The organism is Microbacterium sp. NPDC087591 (assembly GCF_044743625.1).
Lineage (GTDB): Bacteria > Actinomycetota > Actinomycetes > Actinomycetales > Microbacteriaceae > Microbacterium.
Genome location: NZ_JBIUWU010000001.1, coordinates 637,716 through 655,125 on the forward strand (window position 1 = coordinate 637,716; position 17,410 = coordinate 655,125).

At 69.6% G+C, this 17,410-nt stretch carries 19 protein-coding genes; 5 read left to right on the forward strand and 14 right to left on the reverse strand.

Translation table 11 applies throughout. The features are described 5' to 3' along the window. Positions 1–191 precede the first annotated feature (191 nt). From ACIOVG_RS02925 to groES, 3 genes are all read right to left on the reverse strand, one after another. Positions 192–1,448, reverse strand: coding sequence for an ABC transporter substrate-binding protein (locus ACIOVG_RS02925; protein ID WP_400868868.1), 1,257 nt, complete (start codon positions 1,446–1,448; stop codon positions 192–194). A 145-nt stretch (positions 1,449–1,593) separates the two neighbouring features. Next, positions 1,594–2,529 (reverse strand): EamA family transporter RarD, encoded by a 936-nt coding sequence (rarD, locus tag ACIOVG_RS02930; protein ID WP_400868870.1) that lies wholly within the window; start codon positions 2,527–2,529, stop codon positions 1,594–1,596. 170 nt (positions 2,530–2,699) lie between these two features. Next, positions 2,700–2,996 (reverse strand): co-chaperone GroES, encoded by a 297-nt coding sequence (groES, locus tag ACIOVG_RS02935; RefSeq protein ID WP_017203655.1) that lies wholly within the window; start codon positions 2,994–2,996, stop codon positions 2,700–2,702. 165 nt (positions 2,997–3,161) lie between these two features. Between groES and ACIOVG_RS02940 the strand changes: the two genes are divergently transcribed. Beyond that, complete coding sequence (locus tag ACIOVG_RS02940) at positions 3,162–4,379, forward strand: SAM-dependent methyltransferase (RefSeq protein ID WP_400868872.1); 1,218 nt, start codon at positions 3,162–3,164, stop codon at positions 4,377–4,379. Between the two features lie 9 nt (positions 4,380–4,388). Here the strand turns inward: ACIOVG_RS02940 and ACIOVG_RS02945 are convergent, their stop codons facing one another. Genes ACIOVG_RS02945 through tsaB form a run of 6 tightly spaced genes read right to left on the reverse strand, consistent with a single transcriptional unit; the run spans position 4,389 to position 9,376 of the window. After that, positions 4,389–5,630: a hypothetical protein gene (locus ACIOVG_RS02945; RefSeq protein WP_400868874.1), complete on the reverse strand. Its 1,242-nt coding sequence runs from the start codon at positions 5,628–5,630 to the stop codon at positions 4,389–4,391. After that, the gene (locus tag ACIOVG_RS02950; protein ID WP_400868876.1) at positions 5,611–6,705 is read right to left on the reverse strand and encodes a hypothetical protein; all 1,095 of its coding nucleotides are present in this window, start codon (positions 6,703–6,705) and stop codon (positions 5,611–5,613) included. Before ACIOVG_RS02950 ends, ACIOVG_RS02945 begins: the two co-directional genes overlap by 20 nt. Before the next feature lie 4 nt (positions 6,706–6,709). Then, on the reverse strand, positions 6,710–7,204 hold the full coding sequence (locus ACIOVG_RS02955; RefSeq protein ID WP_400868878.1) for a hypothetical protein: 495 nt from the start codon (positions 7,202–7,204) through the stop codon (positions 6,710–6,712). After that, positions 7,201–8,268: a tRNA (adenosine(37)-N6)-threonylcarbamoyltransferase complex transferase subunit TsaD gene (gene tsaD, locus ACIOVG_RS02960; protein ID WP_400868880.1), complete on the reverse strand. Its 1,068-nt coding sequence runs from the start codon at positions 8,266–8,268 to the stop codon at positions 7,201–7,203. The genes ACIOVG_RS02955 and tsaD overlap by 4 nt, the downstream gene beginning before the upstream one ends. Next, positions 8,265–8,756 (reverse strand): ribosomal protein S18-alanine N-acetyltransferase, encoded by a 492-nt coding sequence (rimI, locus tag ACIOVG_RS02965; protein WP_400868882.1) that lies wholly within the window; start codon positions 8,754–8,756, stop codon positions 8,265–8,267. Before rimI ends, tsaD begins: the two co-directional genes overlap by 4 nt. Then, entirely contained in the window at positions 8,753–9,376 is a 624-nt protein-coding gene (tsaB, locus tag ACIOVG_RS02970) for a tRNA (adenosine(37)-N6)-threonylcarbamoyltransferase complex dimerization subunit type 1 TsaB (RefSeq protein ID WP_400868884.1), read from the reverse strand. Before tsaB ends, rimI begins: the two co-directional genes overlap by 4 nt. A 159-nt stretch (positions 9,377–9,535) precedes the next feature. Between tsaB and ACIOVG_RS02975 the strand changes: the two genes are divergently transcribed. Further along, on the forward strand, positions 9,536–10,147 hold the full coding sequence (locus ACIOVG_RS02975) for a hypothetical protein (RefSeq protein ID WP_400868886.1): 612 nt from the start codon (positions 9,536–9,538) through the stop codon (positions 10,145–10,147). On the opposite strand, the gene tsaE is transcribed toward ACIOVG_RS02975, so the two are convergent. The 5 genes from tsaE to coaA all read right to left on the reverse strand — a co-directional run bounded on the left by tsaE (position 10,128) and on the right by coaA (position 15,093). After that, positions 10,128–10,613: a tRNA (adenosine(37)-N6)-threonylcarbamoyltransferase complex ATPase subunit type 1 TsaE gene (gene tsaE, locus ACIOVG_RS02980; protein WP_400868888.1), complete on the reverse strand. Its 486-nt coding sequence runs from the start codon at positions 10,611–10,613 to the stop codon at positions 10,128–10,130. The genes ACIOVG_RS02975 and tsaE overlap by 20 nt on opposite strands. Beyond that, complete coding sequence (gene alr / locus ACIOVG_RS02985) at positions 10,610–11,716, reverse strand: alanine racemase (RefSeq protein ID WP_400868890.1); 1,107 nt, start codon at positions 11,714–11,716, stop codon at positions 10,610–10,612. The genes tsaE and alr overlap by 4 nt, the downstream gene beginning before the upstream one ends. Next, positions 11,713–12,072, reverse strand: coding sequence for a holo-ACP synthase (locus tag ACIOVG_RS02990; protein ID WP_400868892.1), 360 nt, complete (start codon positions 12,070–12,072; stop codon positions 11,713–11,715). The genes alr and ACIOVG_RS02990 overlap by 4 nt, the downstream gene beginning before the upstream one ends. Positions 12,073–12,235: 163 nt before the next feature. Then, positions 12,236–14,083, reverse strand: a complete 1,848-nt coding sequence (glmS, locus tag ACIOVG_RS02995) for a glutamine--fructose-6-phosphate transaminase (isomerizing) (protein WP_400868894.1) — start codon at positions 14,081–14,083, stop codon at positions 12,236–12,238. Between the two features lie 65 nt (positions 14,084–14,148). Continuing rightward, positions 14,149–15,093 carry a type I pantothenate kinase gene (gene coaA, locus ACIOVG_RS03000; protein WP_400868896.1) on the reverse strand — a complete coding sequence of 315 codons (945 nt, stop codon included), beginning with the start codon at positions 15,091–15,093 and terminating at the stop codon, positions 14,149–14,151. A gap of 35 nt (positions 15,094–15,128) precedes the next feature. Between coaA and ACIOVG_RS03005 the strand changes: the two genes are divergently transcribed. The 3 genes from ACIOVG_RS03005 (at position 15,129) to ACIOVG_RS03015 (ending at position 17,345) form a co-directional block, all read left to right on the forward strand. Further along, complete coding sequence (locus ACIOVG_RS03005; protein WP_400868898.1) at positions 15,129–16,073, forward strand: Ppx/GppA phosphatase family protein; 945 nt, start codon at positions 15,129–15,131, stop codon at positions 16,071–16,073. Between the two features lie 64 nt (positions 16,074–16,137). Continuing rightward, positions 16,138–16,602, forward strand: a complete 465-nt coding sequence (locus ACIOVG_RS03010) for a VanZ family protein (protein WP_400868900.1) — start codon at positions 16,138–16,140, stop codon at positions 16,600–16,602. Further along, complete coding sequence (locus tag ACIOVG_RS03015) at positions 16,599–17,345, forward strand: low molecular weight phosphatase family protein (protein WP_400868902.1); 747 nt, start codon at positions 16,599–16,601, stop codon at positions 17,343–17,345. Before ACIOVG_RS03010 ends, ACIOVG_RS03015 begins: the two co-directional genes overlap by 4 nt. Positions 17,346–17,410 lie beyond the last annotated feature (65 nt).

Below are 17,410 nucleotides of genomic sequence, written 5' to 3' on the forward strand. Positions count from 1 at the left end.
GCGTCCGCCCCTCTGCCGTGTCCGGGCGCTTCGACAGGCTCAGCGCCCCATCAGGGTGGAGCACCCACGGCTCTCAGCCCCGACCCGCCCTGGGGCCCCTGGCCCGTCGAAGGGCCCGCACACGACGAAGGCCCCGGATGTTGCATCCGGGGCCTTCGCTTGTGATCGGATCAGACGATCGGATCGTGTGATCAGTTGGTGCGGGAGATCATGTTGTCCGCGCCGTACTTGTAGATGCCGATCGTGGCACCCTGCGGGTCGCCGTTCTCGTCGAAGGTGACCTCGCCGGAGTAGCCGTCGTAATCGGCCGTGCCGCCATCGTTGATGATCTTGGCGCAGTCGGCGAAGCTGGTGCACTTCTCACCGTCTCCGGAACCACCCGAGATCTCCTGCATCTTGGCCGCGATGTCGGCGCCCTCGGTCGAGCCGGCAGCGAGAGATGCCAGGGCGACCAGCACGACGGCGTCGTATGCCTCAGCCGCGTACGTGAAGTCCTTGACCTCGGCGTTGCCCTCACCCGTCCAGTACGCCTGGAGGCGGTCGGTGAAGTCGTCCTCGAGCACGGGGCCCGCCTTGGTGCCCTGTGCGCCCTCGAGCGAGACCGGGATCTCGTCGCCGTAGTCGGACAGGTTTCCGTCGACCATGTAGAACTTGTCGGCCGAGATGCCGGCGTTCACCAGCAGCGGCGCGATGGTCTTGAACTGGTCGAACGAGACGATCGCGACCGCGTCGGGGTTCTGCGCCTTGATGGTCTCGACCTGTGCGTCGAACTGCGCGTCTCCGACGTTGAACGATGCATCCGCGACGACCTCGCCGCCGGTGCCTTCGAACGTCGTCTTGATGGCGTCGAACAGGCCGGTGCCGTAGGCGTCGTTCTGGTAGATGATGCCGAGCGTCTTGGCGCCGTCCTCGGCGATCAGGTTGCCGAGCACCTCACCCTGCAGCAGGTCGCTGGGGGCGGTGCGGAAGTACAGTCCGTCATCGTCCCACGTGGTGAAGTCCGGCGACGTGTTCGAGGCCGAGATCTGGAGGATCCCCGCGCTCACGTTGCCGTCGAGGATCAGCTTGGAGACACCGGATGCGGCAGCGCCGACGATCGCGGAGACACCGGCGCCCTGCAGCTTGGTGATCGACGTCTCGTAGGCCTTGGTGTCGGTGTCGCCTTCGTCTTCGGCGGTCAGTTCGATCGTGACGCCGGCCTTCGCCTCGTTGACCTCCTGCACGGCCAGGCCGACGCCGGACTCCATGGGCGGTCCGAGGAATGCCAGCGACCCCGTCTGGGGCAGCAGCGAGCCGAGCTTGAGAGTGAGGTCGGCGGCCGGCTTCCCGCTATCCGTGCCTCCGTCGGATGGTGTGCTGCTACAGCCAGCGACGACAACGGCGGACGCGCTGAGCAGCGCGATTCCTGCGAAGACCTTCGCGGTACGCGAACCCTTCAATGCGTTCATTGGTGCTCCCTTGCGTAACTGAACGTGGATCGAGACCACGGTCGGGTGCTCTAACCCTAGGCTGTGGGACGCGCGCACAGGGGTCGCAAGTATCTCGGTGCGTTAACGATCCGGCACCGCGTTCCCCTCCCGCTGCGACCCGGGATCAGACGGGTGCTGCCTGCGCGATCCGGCGACCGCGACGGGCGGCGAGCAGCAGGTCGACGACGAAGACCGTGATGGCGATCCACACGATGATGAACCCCGCCCAGCGCTCCGCCGGCATCGGCTCGTGCAGCACGGCGACCCCGATGATGAACTGCATCACCGGGGTGATGAACTGGATCATCCCGATCACGGTGAGGTTCACGCGCCGTGTGCCAGCGGCGAAGAGCAGCAGCGGCACCGCCGTGGCCACACCCGCCAGCGCGAGCAGGATCGCATGCCATCCGCCCTGCGTGCCCATCGTCAGGCCTTCGGGAGTCTGGGCCACGATGATCAGCTGCACGATCGCGATCGGGATCAGCCAGAACGACTCGAGGGTGAGCCCGCTGACCGCATCGACCGCGGGGCCGATCTTCTTCTTGATGAGACCGTAGATGCCGAACGATGCCGTGAGCGAGAGGGCGATCCACGGGAAGGATCCGTGGGCGATCATGATCACCGCGACGGCGACGGCGGCGATCCCGATGGCGGCCCACTGGAGGCGGCGGATGCGCTCCTTCAGCACGAACACTCCGAGCAGCACCGTGGTGATCGGGTTGATGAAGTAGCCCAGGCTGGTCTCGACGACGTTGCCGGTCAGCGTGCCGATGAGGAACACCTGCCAGTTGACGTAGATCAGGAGTCCTGCCAGCGCGGTCCAGCCCAGGAGCTTCGGCTGGCGGATGATGGCACGGAACGCACCCCACCCGCGCATCACAGTGAGCAGCAGGAGGCAGAACACGAACGAGAGGAGTACCCGCCATGCCACGACCTCCCACGGCCCTGTGGGCTTGAGGAGGACGAAGTAGAGCGGAAGCACGCCCCAGAGGAGGTAGGCGGCTCCGGCGAATCCGACCCCGGCCGTCTGCGTCGCACGGTTGGTCGTATCGGGAGTCACCGCACAACCCTATGCCCGCCAGGATCCCCTCAGCGGCGCAGGGCGACGGGCGCCGAGAGTTTGGCAGGAAACGGATGGCGCCTGACCGAGCGCGCGCTGTCCGGCACCGTCCGGACACGCAGAAGGGGCCCGGGTGCCGTAGCACCCGAGCCCCTTCGAGGAACGCTGGTTCAGCGGACGACGACGGCGAGGACGTCGCGAGCCGACAGGACGAGGAACTCGTCTGCGCCGAACTTCACCTCGGTGCCGCCGTACTTGCTGTAGAGCACGCGGTCGCCCACGGCGACGTCGAGCGGAACACGGTTGCCGTTGTCATCGATGCGACCGGGGCCGACCGCCACGACCTCGCCCTCCTGGGGCTTCTCCTTGGCGGTGTCGGGGATGACCAGGCCACTCGCGGTGGTCTGCTCGGCCTCGACCTGCTTGATGACGATGCGGTCCTCGAGCGGCTTGATGGAAACCGACACGGTCTACCTCTTCTTTCTTGACGCTGACACGAAAGACTTGTTCGCACTCTCAACCCGAGAGTGCTAATCCAGTCTATGCGCTCCGCTGGCACTCATGCAATGCGAGTGCCAATCGGTGTCATGCGGAGCACCTGCGCCGTGCTGCCTGCACCCTAGGCTGGGCAGGTGGAGATGTCCGAACTGCAGGCCCTGCTGACCCCCGATGGTCTGGAGCTGCTCGATGCGCTCGGCCCCATCGACTCCACCGCCGAGGTCGCCCGCGCCGTGTCTCGGCTGCGCGCCGCCGGCCACTCCCCCGACCTGGTGTCGGCTGTCGTCGGTCAGGCACATCTGCGTGCGAAGGCGACCACGAAGTTCGGCGCGTTCGCGGCGCGGATGCTGTTCACCCGCGCAGGGCTCGAGCAGGCCACCCGCCTGCCCGTCGCGGTGCGTCACGCGCAGCGCATCCGCCGCGCAGGGATCACGAGCGTCGCCGACCTCGGCTGCGGCATCGGCGGCGACGCGCTCGCGTTCACGGGCGCGGGCCTCGACGTGCTCGCCGTCGACGCGGACGAGGTCACCGCCGCGATCGCCGCCTACAACCTCGCCCCCTTCGGTCCTCACGACGGCGAGGACTCCGGAGCCGTCGTGAGGCACAGCACCGCCGAAGACGCCGACCTGTCGCGCAGCGGCGCGGTATGGATGGACCCGGCACGCCGCACCTCGGGGCACAGCGAGACGCGCCGTGTCTCGGCCGACGACTACTCCCCCTCGCTGGACTGGGCGTTCGACCTGGCCAGCCGCCTGCCGACAGGGATCAAGCTGGGCCCCGCGCACGACCGCGATGCTCTCCCCGACGACGCAGAAGCACAATGGGTGAGCGCCGACGGCAGCGTCGTGGAGCTCGTGGTCTGGACCGGAGCACTGGCACGCCCCGGCGTCCGACGTGCGGCGTTGGTCATGCGCGGTGACCAGTCCCATGAGCTCACCGCCGACGCGGACGCGGAGGACGCTCCGGCGCGCGCACTCGGCGCCTTCCTCCATGAGCCGGACGGCGCCGTGATCCGCGCCCGGCTGATCGGCGACGTGGCGCGGAGCCTGGACGCCGGAATGCTCGACCCGCGGATCGCCTATCTCACGTCGGACACCGCGGTCACCAGTCCGTTCGTGCAGACCTTCCGGGTGCGCGAGACCATGGCGGCGAACCCGAAGGCGATCAGTGCAGTGCTGAAAGCCGAGCGCATCGGCACTCTGGAGATCAAGAAGCGCGGCGTGGACATCGACCCCGCCGCGTTCCGCAGGAAGCTCACTCTGCGCGGGGATCGCAGCGCCACGCTGATCCTCACCAGGATCGGCGACCAGCGCCGCGCCATCCTCGCCGACCGGGTGCCACCGGCCGCATAGGGCGGCTGCTCAACCTTTCGCGTCGGTGGACGGCGGGACGACGTCGATCGAGTCGCCGTCGTCGCCGCCACCGAGCTGCGAGCCGTCGAACCACATCTCACCGTCCGTGGACACCGAGATCGATTCCGGATCGCGGATGATCGTGAGGTACGGCGTCTGGTTCGGCGTGTAGTCGACCTCCAGACTCCAGATCGTGGAGGCGTCGATCTCCTGACCGGGCACGACCTCGTCATCCGACACGTACACGGCGATGCCGTCGGAGAGGGCATCCTCGCTCGGGCGGCAGGTCGATTGACCCGCCGCGCCGTCGACGATGAGGCAGGTCTCCGAGCCGCCGCCACTCCAGCGGTCGATGAGCCAGACCGGCGCGTCGCGGAAGTACCCGACGATGGCGAGGTTCATAGCCTGCTCTCCGTCGACCAGCTCCTCTGCGCGCTCCCGCTCCTCGCCCGCGAACTGCGCGAGGAAGAGACCGGAGTCGTCCCAGCGCTGGATGCTCACGAGCGGGACGCCCGAGGTGGAGTACATCAGGTACGCCATGACGGTGGTCGACGACGACTCTCCCTCGCCTGGGATCGTCGCCACGGCCGATAGCCCGAAGACACCCGTGCTCAGGTCGTCACTGCGCTGACAGGACTGGCCGGTCTCCGCGCCGACGTCGAGCACGAGGCACACGTTCTCGCCGTCGTTGCGGGTGCCATACCAGACCAGTGCGTCATCGTCCTGACCGATGGCACGCACCGAGCCTTCGTCGTACCCACCCTTCTCGTAGAGCTCCCCCTTGCGCTGCTGCTGCTCGCCGGTCAGGGGGATGTCGTCGCTCCGGGTTCCGAACAGCGCCCACCCCGCACCGACGCCGATCGCGAGCAGCACGACAGCGGCGACGGTGACGACGTGCCACTGTGCCCGCAGGAGCGCGCGGATGCCGGAAGCGCCGCCGTGGGGCCCGGCAGTGCTGTGATCGGCTGCCGCCGGAATGCCGTCCACCGCCGCAGCCGCAGACTCCGCGAGGATCCCCTGGTCGGAGGCGCCGACCAGGAACGCCACTGCCTCGTCGTCCGCGAGCATTTGTTCGGAGGCAGGAGCCCCGTCGGCGTCCATCGCCGTGGCCTGAGGCGCCGGGGGCGCAGCAGCCGCCCGCTCCAGTTCCCGCAGCCGACGCGCCTCCGCATCCGTCAGCCCGCCGTCGCGACCATAGGCTTTCCGCTGCAGTTCGCGCAGCTCCGTCCGCTCACTCTCCGGCGGCGCCACGATCGAGCCCGCTCTCCCGTGTGATCACGAGGTTGGCACCGTAATTCGAGGTGAGCTGCCACTCGACGCGCGTCGTCTGCGCCGTCGCCGGATCGACATGCTCGACCCAGAGCCCATCGCCCGAGGCTGGGTCCGCGCAATGCACGTCCCCGAACACCTCGGACGCACCGTAGATCAGGCACTGTGCCGATTCCTCGGGGCGCGCGGCCGTCCAGATCGGGGTCTCACCGTCGTAGCCGACGACGCTGATGCTGCGCGCATCGTATCCGGCGGTGACGAGCGTCTCGGCGAAGCGCTCCTCCTCTTCGGTGGCGTATGTGCTCATCATCGCCTCGGGGTCGTATTCGTAGCTGCTCGAGGCCACCGCCGGCTCACCCCCGGCGGTCAGCAGCATCTGGGCCGAGACCTCCGTCTGCCCCTCGCCCCGCTCGACCATGAGGGTTCCGTAGAGTCCGCTCTCGCGCACGGCCTTGGTGGTGTCACATTCCGAGGTCGTGCGAGAGCCGTCCCCCAGCAGGAGGCAGGTGAAGTCGCCGTCCTTCTTCGTCGCGACCCAGAGCACGACGCCCGCCTCGACCGCCACGGCACGGAGGGATCCCTGGTCGTAGGTCGCCTCGCCGATGATCTCACGCTGCCACTCCTGCTGAGCGGCCGTGAGAGCCACCGCGTCGGCACCGCCTCGACCGAACAGGAACCAGCCGACACCGACGCCGACGACGAGTGCCGCGGCGATCCCGATCAGCAGCGGACGCCACCGGTCGAGCGGCGGAGCGCTATGCGAAGACCGGAGGGCGTCGCCCCCGGATGCCGGGGGTGCCGGAAGTGCAGGGGGCTCGGATGCCGGGAGCGGGGACGCTGCCGGCTCCCGGTCAGGACGGCCGACGTCGTCCGGCACGCCGGAGATCATCTGCGGCGGAGCTGCCGCGCCCGAGGGCGCACCCTCCACGGCCTGCGCGGCCGGGCGTCGCGTCAGCCGATCCAGCCGCTCGGCCTCCGCCGCGGTCAGCCCACCGCCGCGCCCGTACGCGCGTTCCTGCAGGGCCCGCAGTTCGATGACCTCATCGTCATCCGGCATCCGCCTATCCCAGTCTCTCGAACTGCATGCCCGCCCACACCAGCCATCCCAGGCTGTAGACGGTGGCGCACAGACTCAGGACGAGCGCCCATCGCGCGATCGCGCGGCTCTCGACTGGACGACGCAGAGACATGACCGACGCGATCACGGCCACGATCGCGAGCGGCACCCCCCAGCCGACGAAGAACGATGCCACGAGGGCCACGATCGCCGCGAGCAGCGCCCACGGCGCCAACCTCGCATCGTCGACGCCGAGCGCGCCGGTAGACGGCTCCCACGAGGTGTCCGGATCGGCGTCGATCACCGGCCCCGTGGCCACGACGGGCTCGATCCCGACCGGCCCCGTCGGGAGCCTGGTGTAGCCGTCACGCCGTGCGCCCGGCAGCCGGGCGGCGCCGGCTGGGCGCTCGACCTCGTCACTCGGACGATCGATGCTCGTGGGAGTGGAGGCGGCATCCGCCACGGGATCCCGCTGGGGGTCTGCGTGCGGATCGGTCATGCGCGCACCGCCTCGCCGACCTGGATCTCGGTCACCGGGAGCGTCGAGTCCGCGCCGAACGCGAGCGTGGACGGCCGCCGTCCCGCCGAGATCAGCTCTGCGGCGAGCGCTGCGATCATCGCGCCGTTGTCGGTGCAGAGCGAGAGCGGCGGGATGCGCACCGTCACACCCGCGGCTGCGGCGCGCTCCAGGGCGACATCGCGCAGGCGTCGGTTGGCGATCACGCCGCCGCCGAGGAGCAGGCGCGGAACTCCGAGGTCGGCGCAGGCCGCGAGCGCCTTGGTCACGAGAACGTCGACCACCGCTTCGCGGAAGCTGGCGGCGACATCGGCGACAGGCACCTCGACGCCGTCTGCCTCGCACCGTTCCACCCATCGCGCGACAGCGGTCTTGAGGCCGGAGAACGAGAAGTCGTAGCGGTGCTTAGCCAGATCTGACGCCCGCGAGAGTCCGCGCGGGAACCGGATGGCGTCCGGGTCTCCGTCGAGCGCCGCGCGGTCGATCTCCGGGCCGCCGGGGTACGGAAGAGAGAGCAGACGCGCGACCTTGTCGAACGCCTCGCCGGCGGCGTCGTCCATGGTCTCGCCGAGCAGTTCGACATCGGTGGTCAGGTCGCGCACGTGCAGCAACGACGTGTGACCGCCCGATACCAGAAGCGCGATCGTCGGGTACTCGAGGGGCTCGGAGTCGGCGGTGAGGATGTCGGCCGCGATGTGGCCGACCAGGTGGTTCACGGCGTACAGCGGCTTGCCGAGCGAGACGGCGAGGCCCTTCGCGGCGCCGACCCCGACCATGAGCGCTCCCGCGAGGCCGGGACCGCTGGTCACGGCCACGGCGTCGAGATCGTCGAGACCCACACCCGCCTCGGCGAGCGCGGCGTCGATCGACGGCTGCAGCGCTTCCAGATGCGCGCGAGCCGCGACCTCCGGCACGACGCCGCCGTAGCGGGCATGCTCGTCCATGCTCGAGGCGATCGTGTTGGACAGCAGCGTCCGGCCGCGGACGATGCCGATCCCGGTCTCGTCGCAGCTCGTCTCGATCCCGAGCACCAGCGGCTCACTCATGCGTTCGCCTCCTCGATCGGCGCGGTCGACGCCGCCGGGCGACGTCGGAGGTCGACGCGCATGATGATCGCGTCGACGTCATCCGGCTGATAGTAGTGCGGGCGCCGTCCGATCTCCTGGAATCCCTCCGAGAGGTAGAGCCCTTCCGCCGTCGGGTTGTCGGCGCGGACCTCGAGGAACACCTCGCGTGCGCCGCGCTCCGCCGCCTCATCCAGGAGCGCACGCAGCAGGGCGCGACCCCGGCCAGCGCCGCGGTGGTCCGCATCGAGCGCGATGGTCTGGATGTCGGCGTCAGCGCTCCCCCGCAGTGCGCGCACTCCGCCGTATCCGATGACGACCCCGTCATGCTCGTCCACGAGGTAGCGGCCGTGCGGACTGGCGAGCTCGGCCGCCATGCTGTCGGCGCTCCACGCGTCGGTCGGGAAGGAGCGGTTCTCGATGACCATGATCGCGTCGAGGTCGGCCGGCGTCGCCGTCCGCAGAGTCATGACCCCACCCGCTTCGGCACGCCGGGAACGCGCACGTCCGGCTGACGCAGATACAGCGGCTCCGAATCGCCGAGGCCGCGCCCCGCGGCCACGGCCCTGGCGCCGACCCTCGCGAGGTCGAGTGCCGACAGCGTGGAGACATCGACCCGGCGGATGCCGCCGAGATGCGCATCGGCCTCCGCCTGCGGCACGAGCGTCGTCGCGGTGATGAGGTTCGGGATGCCGTCGGCATCCGTCCCGTCGAAGACCGTGATCGCGACCTCACGCCGTCGCGCGTCGGTCACGATCGCGAAGGAGCCTTCGACCCCGTCGGACTCGATCGCGGTGAGGGCGGCCGCGTAGTGGCTGGGCACGGGGACCACCGGGATGCCCCGTCCGAGCGCGAAGGCGCGGGCGGCGGCGATGCCGATGCGCAGGCCGGTGAACGGGCCGGGTCCCATGCCGGCGACGACGTGACTGATGTGCGCGGACCCCGCGTCGTCCAGCGCGCGCACGAGCAGGTCGCCGATGACCTCGGCGTGGCCGAGCGGATCGACCGCGGCGGCTTCGGAGCGTGAAGAGCCGTCGGGATCGACGACAGCGACGGCTGTTCCCAGGGAGGTGTCGACGGCGAGGATCACCTCTCCAGGGTAGTCGGCGTTCACAACCCGGGACGTCGGTCTCGTGCGGCCGCGCGGCTCTCCGGAACCCGAGCCGGGGCGTCGCTCGTCACGTCGGGGGCGTTCCGGTCGGTCTACGGTGGATGCGATGGTCGAGTTCGAGCGAGGAGGGCGGCACCGATGAGTTTCGTTCCGATGAAGTCCCGGTCCCGTGACCTTCACGTGTGGTTCCGAGCCCATCCGGATCTGTTCGTTGCTGAGCGCTCCGGCCGTCAGCTGCTGTTCTGGTCGATCGTCGCGAGCGCGATGGTCGCGAGCGCCCTCCTGGTGTACCTGAACCCGGAGGAGACCGTGGAGCTGCTGGGCGGCCGGGTGAGATCGGGACTCGCGATCGCCGCGGTGTTCGCGCTGCCCCCGGTGATCTTCGTGGTCAGCGTCGTGATGATCCTGCGCCGCGCGCAGCGGTGGCGGATCCGCGGCGGGGACGTGCTGACGAACCCTCTCGTGGTCGGCATCGACAAGGAGTTCCCTGTCGACACACTGGTGTCCGCGATCCGCGACGGCGGCGAAGAGACGATCGTCTCGGCGCTGACGGCCGCGCACAGGCGCCCGGCGGACGACAGGATCGTCACCGTCTTCGCGTCGGCTGCGGACCGGGTGCTCTACATCGCGGTGCTGCGGGTCGACGGTGAGATCGTGTGGATCGACGAGGAACCCCTGCGGGCCGGCGATCGCTTCGTGGACCTGAAGAAGCTCGACAGCGCTGCGCGGCTCAACGCACGCCGCGTGTGATGGTGACGATCCGCGGGGCGTCGGCATCCAGCTCCGAGGGGTCGATGTCGTCGCCGGCCGCGCCGACCGGACGCTCCAGCTCGACGTCCCACCACGACTCCGCGAGATCCTCGGCCATGCCACGACCCCACTCGATCACGACGACGGACCGCGCGAGGTCGAGGTCGAGGTCGTCGAGCTCCGCCCCGGTCCCCAGCCGATAGGCGTCGACATGCACCAGCGGTGCTCGTCCGACCAGCGACGGATGTGTGCGCGCGATCACGAAGGTCGGGCTCTGCACCGGTCCCCGCACGCCGAGGCCCTCCGCCAGACCGCGGGTGAAGGTCGTCTTGCCTGCCCCGAGCGGCCCGGTAAGGATCAACAGGTCACCGGCCTCCAGCTGCGCGCCGATACGCCGACCGAGCTGCTCCATGGCGTCGGAGGTCGCGACCTCCGAGCGGCCGAGGAACGTCTCGTCCAGGCTCACGAGGACTTCCGGGGCACTCGTGCGCCGATGCGCGTGACGATCTCGTAGTTGATGGTGCTCGCCGCCTGTGCCCAGTCCGCCGCCGAGGGCACACCCAGCGTGGGGTCGCCGAACAGCACGACCTCATCGCCGATCGAGACCGGGGTGTCGCCGACGTCGACGACGAACTGGTCCATCGCGATGCGTCCCACGTTCGTGAAGCGGCGTCCGGCGACGCTCACCGGCAGTCGCCCCGACGCGTGGCGGGGAATGCCGTCGGCGTATCCCAGAGGCACGAGCACGAGCGTGGTGTCGCGGTCGGTGCGGTGGTCGTAGCCGTAGGAGACCCCGGTACCGGCAGGCACTCGGCGCACGGCCGCGACCGCGCCGCGCAGCGTCATCGCCGGACGCAGTCCGAGTTCGGCGGAGGTGCGGTCGTCGAAGGGCGAGAGGCCGTAGATCCCGACGCCGACACGGACGGCGTCGAGCCGCATCTCTGGTCGGTCGATCGCAGCGGCGGTGGCTGCGATGTGGCGGATCTCCGGCCGGATGCCGAACGACGCGGCCGCGGCCACGCCCTCCTCGAACTTCGCCAGCGCCGCGCGGTCGTCGTCGAGCGAGGTGTTGGAGAGGTGGCTGAAGAGACCGACGACGCGGAGTCGTCCGATCCGCTCCAGGCGCGCGGCCTCCGCGAGCACTCGGCCCCAGTCCGCCGGTGCGATGCCGTTGCGCGAGAGACCGGTCTCGAACTTGAGGTGCACGCCGACGGGACGGTCGACGCTCGCGACCCGAGCGGCGGCTTCGAGCTGGTCGAACGAGGAGATGCCGAGTTCGATGTTCTCTGCGGTTGCGTGTTCGAACCTCTCGCCCGGTGCGTGCAGCCACGCCACGATCGGGGCGGTGATCCCCTGACGGCGCAGATCGAGCGCTTCGGGGATCTCGGCCACGCCGAGACGTGCGGCTCCCCCGGAGAGGGCCGCGACGGCCGCCGCCGCCGCACCGTGCCCGTACGCGTTGGCCTTGACGACGGCGATCACGTCGACGCCGGTGAGGCGCCGGAAGTGGCGCACGTTGTCGGCGATCGCATCCAGGTCGATCGTGGCCTCGCGGAACGGGACGGTCACAGCGGTGCTCCTTCGGCGACGACGAACGCGGTGGCGAGCCCCGCATCGTGGGACATGGTCAGGTGCAGCCGGGTGATGCCGCGTTCCTCGATCACCGCTGCGGTCGACCCGGAGAGCACGAAGTGCGGGCGGCCCGACGGTTCCGAGGCGATCTCGATCTCGGTCCAGTGCACGCCGTCCGAGCCGCCGAGCGTCTTGATCAGCGCTTCCTTCGCGGCGTACCGGGCAGCGAGTGAGGGGAGTCGAAGGCCACGTTCGGAGGGGGCGAAGAGCCGCTCCAGAAGGCGCGGAGTCCGCTCGAGCGTCCGCTCGAACCGCGGGATGTCCACGAGGTCGATGCCGGTCCCGATGATCACCCGTTCAGCCTACCCGCGCCCCGCTCCGCGGCTGCCGCGCCGGGTGGCCGCGCCGAGAGACGGCGTCGAGTGCACGGGATGCTGTCGAGTGCACGGCATCTTCGCGGGAGGATGCCGTGCACTCGGCACGTCGTCGTGCACTCGACGATCGCGAGCGGGAGCCTTACTCGACTGTGACGGACTTCGCGAGGTTGCGCGGCTGGTCGACGTCGAGCCCCTTGGCGGTGGCGAGAGCCATCGCGAAGATCTGCAGCGGGACGACCGCCAGGAGCGGCTCGAACATCGCACCGGCGAGCGGGATACGGATGACCTCGTCGGCGAACGGCAGCACCGCGGCGTCACCTTCTTCGGCGATCACGATCACCCGGGCGCCGCGGGCGCGGATCTCCTGGATGTTCGAGACGACCTTGGAGTGCACCAGTGCGGAGTGACGCGGCGAGGGCACGAGCACGAAGACCGGCTGCCCCGGCTCGATGAGCGCGATCGGACCGTGCTTGAGCTCGCCAGCGGCGAAGCCTTCGGCGTGGATGTACGAGATCTCCTTGAGCTTGAGCGCGCCCTCGAGTGCGATCGGATAGCCGACGTGACGACCGAGGAAGAGCACGGAGCGGGTGTCGGCCATCCAGCCGGCGAGCTGCGTGACGTGCTCCTGCTCGCTCTCGAGCACCTTGGCGATCTTCTCCGGCAGTGCGGCGAGCTCGGCGATGTCGACCGAGGCGTCGGCGACGGCACCGCGCACCCGGCCCATGTGCAGACCCAGCAGCAGCAGCGCGGTGATCTGCGCCGAGAACGCCTTGGTCGATGCGACGGCGACCTCCGGACCGGCGTGCGTGTAGACGACGGCATCCGACTCACGAGGGATGGTGGCGCCCTGCGTGTTGCAGACCGAGAGCGTGCGGGCGCCCCGTTCACGGGCGTACTTGACCGCCATGAGCGTGTCCATGGTCTCGCCGGACTGGCTGATCGAGACGACGAGCGTGTCGGCGCCGATCACCGGGTCGCGATAGCGGAACTCGTGCGCCAGCTCGACGTCGACCGCCACGCGTGCCCACTGCTCGATCGCGTACTTGCCGACCAGCGCGGCGTAGGAGGCCGTGCCGCAGGCGGTGATGATGACGCGGTTGATGCCCACGAAGAGCTCGTCGAGGCCGTCGAGCTCGGGGATGACGACCTGGCCGTCGTGGATGCGGCCGCGGATGGTGTTCGCGACGGCCTCGGGCTGCTCGGCGACCTCCTTGGCCATGAAGCTCGACCATCCGCCCTTCTCGGCGGCGGCGGCATCCCAGGAGACCTCGAACGGCTCGGGCTGGACCGAGGTACCGGCGAAGTCGGTGACGGTGACGGCATCGGGCGTGATCGAGACGATCTGGTCCTGGCCGATCGCGAGCGCCTTGCGCGTGTGCTCGACGAAGGCCGCGACGTCGGAGCCGAGGAAGTTCTCGCCCTCGCCCAACCCGATCACCAGCGGAGAGTTACGGCGAGCGCCCACCACGAGGCCCGGGTGGTCCTGGTGCATCGCGAGCAGCGTGAATGCGCCCTCGAGCTGGTTCACGATGCTGCGGAAGGCGAGCTGGAGGTCTCCGCCGTTCTCGGCGTACGCGCGACCCAGCAGCGCCGCAGCGACCTCGGTGTCCGTCTCGCTGCGGAACTCGACGCCGTCGGCGAGGAGATCTGCGCGCAGGGCCGAGAAGTTCTCGATGATGCCGTTGTGGATCACGGCGAGCTTGTCGCCGTCGGCGAGATGCGGGTGCGCGTTGACATCGGTGGGACCGCCGTGCGTCGCCCAGCGGGTGTGGCCGATGCCGGTGCTGCCGTCGGCGAGCGGTGCATCCGCGAGCGACTCGCGCAGCACGGCGAGCTTGCCGGCCTTCTTCCGCATGCCGAGCGTGCCATCACCATCGATCACGGCGACACCGGCGGAGTCGTAGCCGCGGTATTCGAGGCGGGCGAGCCCGGCGAGAAGGATGTCCTGGCTGGGGCGCGGGCCCACGTATCCGACGATTCCACACATGCGGACAAGGGTACGGCGATTTTTTTGCGAGTCGCCCGAACAATATCCTCCGGATCGGCGGAGTATCAGAGCTTGCGCAGCAGCACGCTCTCCACGTCGTGATCGATCCCCTTGCGGAGCACCAGACGCGCGCGGTGCTTGGTCGGCATCACGTTCTCGACGAGATTGGGCATGTTGATCTCGTTCCAGTACCCGAGCGCCGTCGTGATCGCCTCCTCGTCCGTGAGGTGCGCGAAGACGTTGAAGTAGGAGGAAGGATTGCTGAACGCCCCCTGACGCAGCGCGAGGAAGCGGTCCACGTACCACTTCTCGATGTGCGCGGTGTCGGCGTCGACGAAGATCGAGAAGTCGAACAGATCGCTCACGGCCACGTCGTTCGGCGCGGGTGGCGGCTGCAGCACGTTCAGACCCTCGACGATCACGACGTCGGGACGACGCACCACGACGTGGGCGTCGGGAACGATGTCGTACCGCATGTGGGAGTAGAAGGGGGCGCGCACCTCTGCGGCACCGCTCTTCACCTCCGTCAGGAACTCGAGCAGCGCACGGCGGTCGTAGGACTCCGGGAAGCCCTTGCGCTCCATGAGCCCTCGGCGCTCGAGCTCGGCGTTGGAGTACAGGAAGCCGTCGGTGGTGACGAGCTCGACCCGAGGCGTTCCGGGCCAGCGGCTCATCAGCTCACGCAGCAGACGGGCGATCGTGGACTTGCCCACCGCGACCGATCCGGCGACCCCGACGACGAACGGGGTCGTCGTGTCGTCTTCCTGGAGGAAAGCGCTCGTCGCCGCCCCCAGCCGCTTGGTCGACGTGGCATACAGGCTCAGCAGCCGACTCAGCGGGAGGTAGACCTCGCGGACCTCGGTCAAGCTCAACCGATCGCCGATGCCGCGGACCTCGACGACCTCGGTCTCGCTCAGGGGCTGATCCAGGTCGGCCGCCAGACGCGCCCACTCCGCTCGACCGATCTCCCGGTACGGAGACAGCGGCAGCGTGGGGTCGGCGGTGGTCACCGGTACATCGTATCGGGGACGAGTAGTGTCATTCCGTGCGCTTGGGAGTCCTCGACATCGGATCGAACACCGTCCATATGCTCGCCGCCGATGTCCGCCCCGGCGGCCGGCCGCTGGCGACGACGAGCGATCGGACGGTGCTGCGCCTGATGCGCTACCTGACACCCGACGGCGCGATCTCGGAAGAGGGCGTCCAGGCGCTAGAGGCCGCCGTCGCACAGGCTCGTCGGGTGGCAGAAGAGGAGCGCGTGGATGCGCTCCTCGCCACCGCCACGAGTGCTGTGCGCGACGCCCGCAACGGCGCCGAGGTGATCGCCCGCATCGAGGCCGCACTCGGGCAGCCGCTACAGGTGCTCGACGGCGAGACCGAGGCGGAGCTGACCTTCCTCGCCGTACGGCGCTGGTTCGGCTGGTCGGCCGGCCGCCTGCTGCTGCTGGACATCGGCGGCGGCTCGCTGGAGATCGCCGCCGGCGGCGAGGAGTTGCCGGATGCCGCCGCGTCGGTGCCGCTGGGCGCGGGCCGGATGACCGTGCAGTTCCTCCCCCACGACCCGCCGGGAGAGGACGACGTCGAGCGGCTGCGCGCGCACGCCGCCGCGACCCTCGCCGAGGTGCTGCCGCAGTTCACCGTTCTTCCCCGCCCCGATCACGTCGTGGGTTCGTCGAAGGCGATCCGTTCCCTCGCCCGACTCGTCGGCTACCCGGCCCCCGGCTGGTCGGGCACAGAGCGGATGCTCCTCCCCCGCGCATCGCTCGGCTCGTGGATCCCCCGGCTGGCGAGGCTGCCCGCCTCCGCCCGCCAGGAACTCCCCGGCATCACCCCCGACCGCACGTTCCAGATCGTCGCCGCGGCGGTGTCGTTGCACGCGGCGATGACCGCGTTGCGCGTGGACGAGCTCGAGGTGTCGCCCTGGGCTCTGCGTGAGGGCGTGCTGCTGCGCTACATCGAGCAGTTGAACTGGAGCGGCGCTCAGGCCTGACCGGACCCCGGAGGCGGCATCTGGCCTGATCGAATGCTCAGAATCGCCCCCCTAGGCTCGGACCATGCCCGCGCCTCGCACCTCCACGCTCGAGATGCTCGCTCGCACGCTGCTCGTGCCGTACGCGCTCGGGGTCGCCCTGATCGTGTGGCTGCCGGCCTCCATCGCCGGGCGCGTGACCGGGCTCGCCTTCCGCCTTGCACGGTTCGTGTCGGACAACTTCGGGATCGCTCTGTCGACCAGTTACACGGTGTTCGAGTTCCTCGCCAACATCGCCCTCTTCGTCCCTTTCGGGTTGCTGCTTGCGGCCGCATGGCCCCGCACGAGCCCGTGGCTGATCATCCTCATCGGCTACGCCTCGAGCGCCACGATCGAGCTGGTGCAGACGCTGCTTCCGAGCCGTTACCCCACGATCTCGGACGTCATCGCGAACACGCTGGGAACCGTGATCGGGTGCCTCGCTGTGCATGCCGTGCTCACGATGAGCGTCGCCGGCCGACGGTTGCGAACCTCTACGGTGGAGGCATGAGCTTCCCCACCGACGACGGACCTCCCCCCGGCGTGAGTCGCCGCGAATGGCGAGACCGGAACAGCACCTCGTCGTCTCCGGTGCCGTCTCCCGCCGCGCCGGAGTCACTCGCCGACCTTCTCGGCGGCACGGCATCCGCCCCCGTCACGAGCGCGCCGCCCACGATCCTCACGGTGTGCACGGGCAACATCTGCCGCTCCCCGCTGGCCGAGGTTCTGCTGCGCGCGCGGCTCGAGCCGCTGGGCGTGCGCGTGCACAGTGCAGGCACGCATGCGATGGTGGGCCATGGCATGACCGAGCAGGCGCAGGAGATCGCGGTGCGGTCGGGGGCTGACCCCGCGACTGCGGCGGAGCACACGGCACGGTACCTGGTCGAGCCCATGCTCGCCGAGTCGGATCTGGTGCTCACGATGGCACGCGAGCATCGTTCGCACGCCGTGCAGATGATGCCGAGTCGGCTGCGACAGACCTTCACCGCGCGCGAGTTCGCACGTCTGGCGGCGACTCTGACCGACGATATGGTGCGCGCCGTGGCCGATGCCGCCGGTTCCGACCCGCGAGCCCGACTCGCCGCCGCACTGCGGGTACTCGGAGACCAGCGCGGCCTCACACTCGCTGCCGCCGAGGACGACGACGTGATCGACCCCTACCGCCGCTCGCAGGCGACGTACGAGGCCTCGGCAGCGCAGTTGCTCCCCGGCATCGACGAAGTGGAGCGCATCGTCAGGGCCGCTCTCGTCTGACGACGCGGGGCGTATCGCGCACTCGGGCGCGACCCCGGCCCCGTATGCTCTTTCTCAATGCCTTC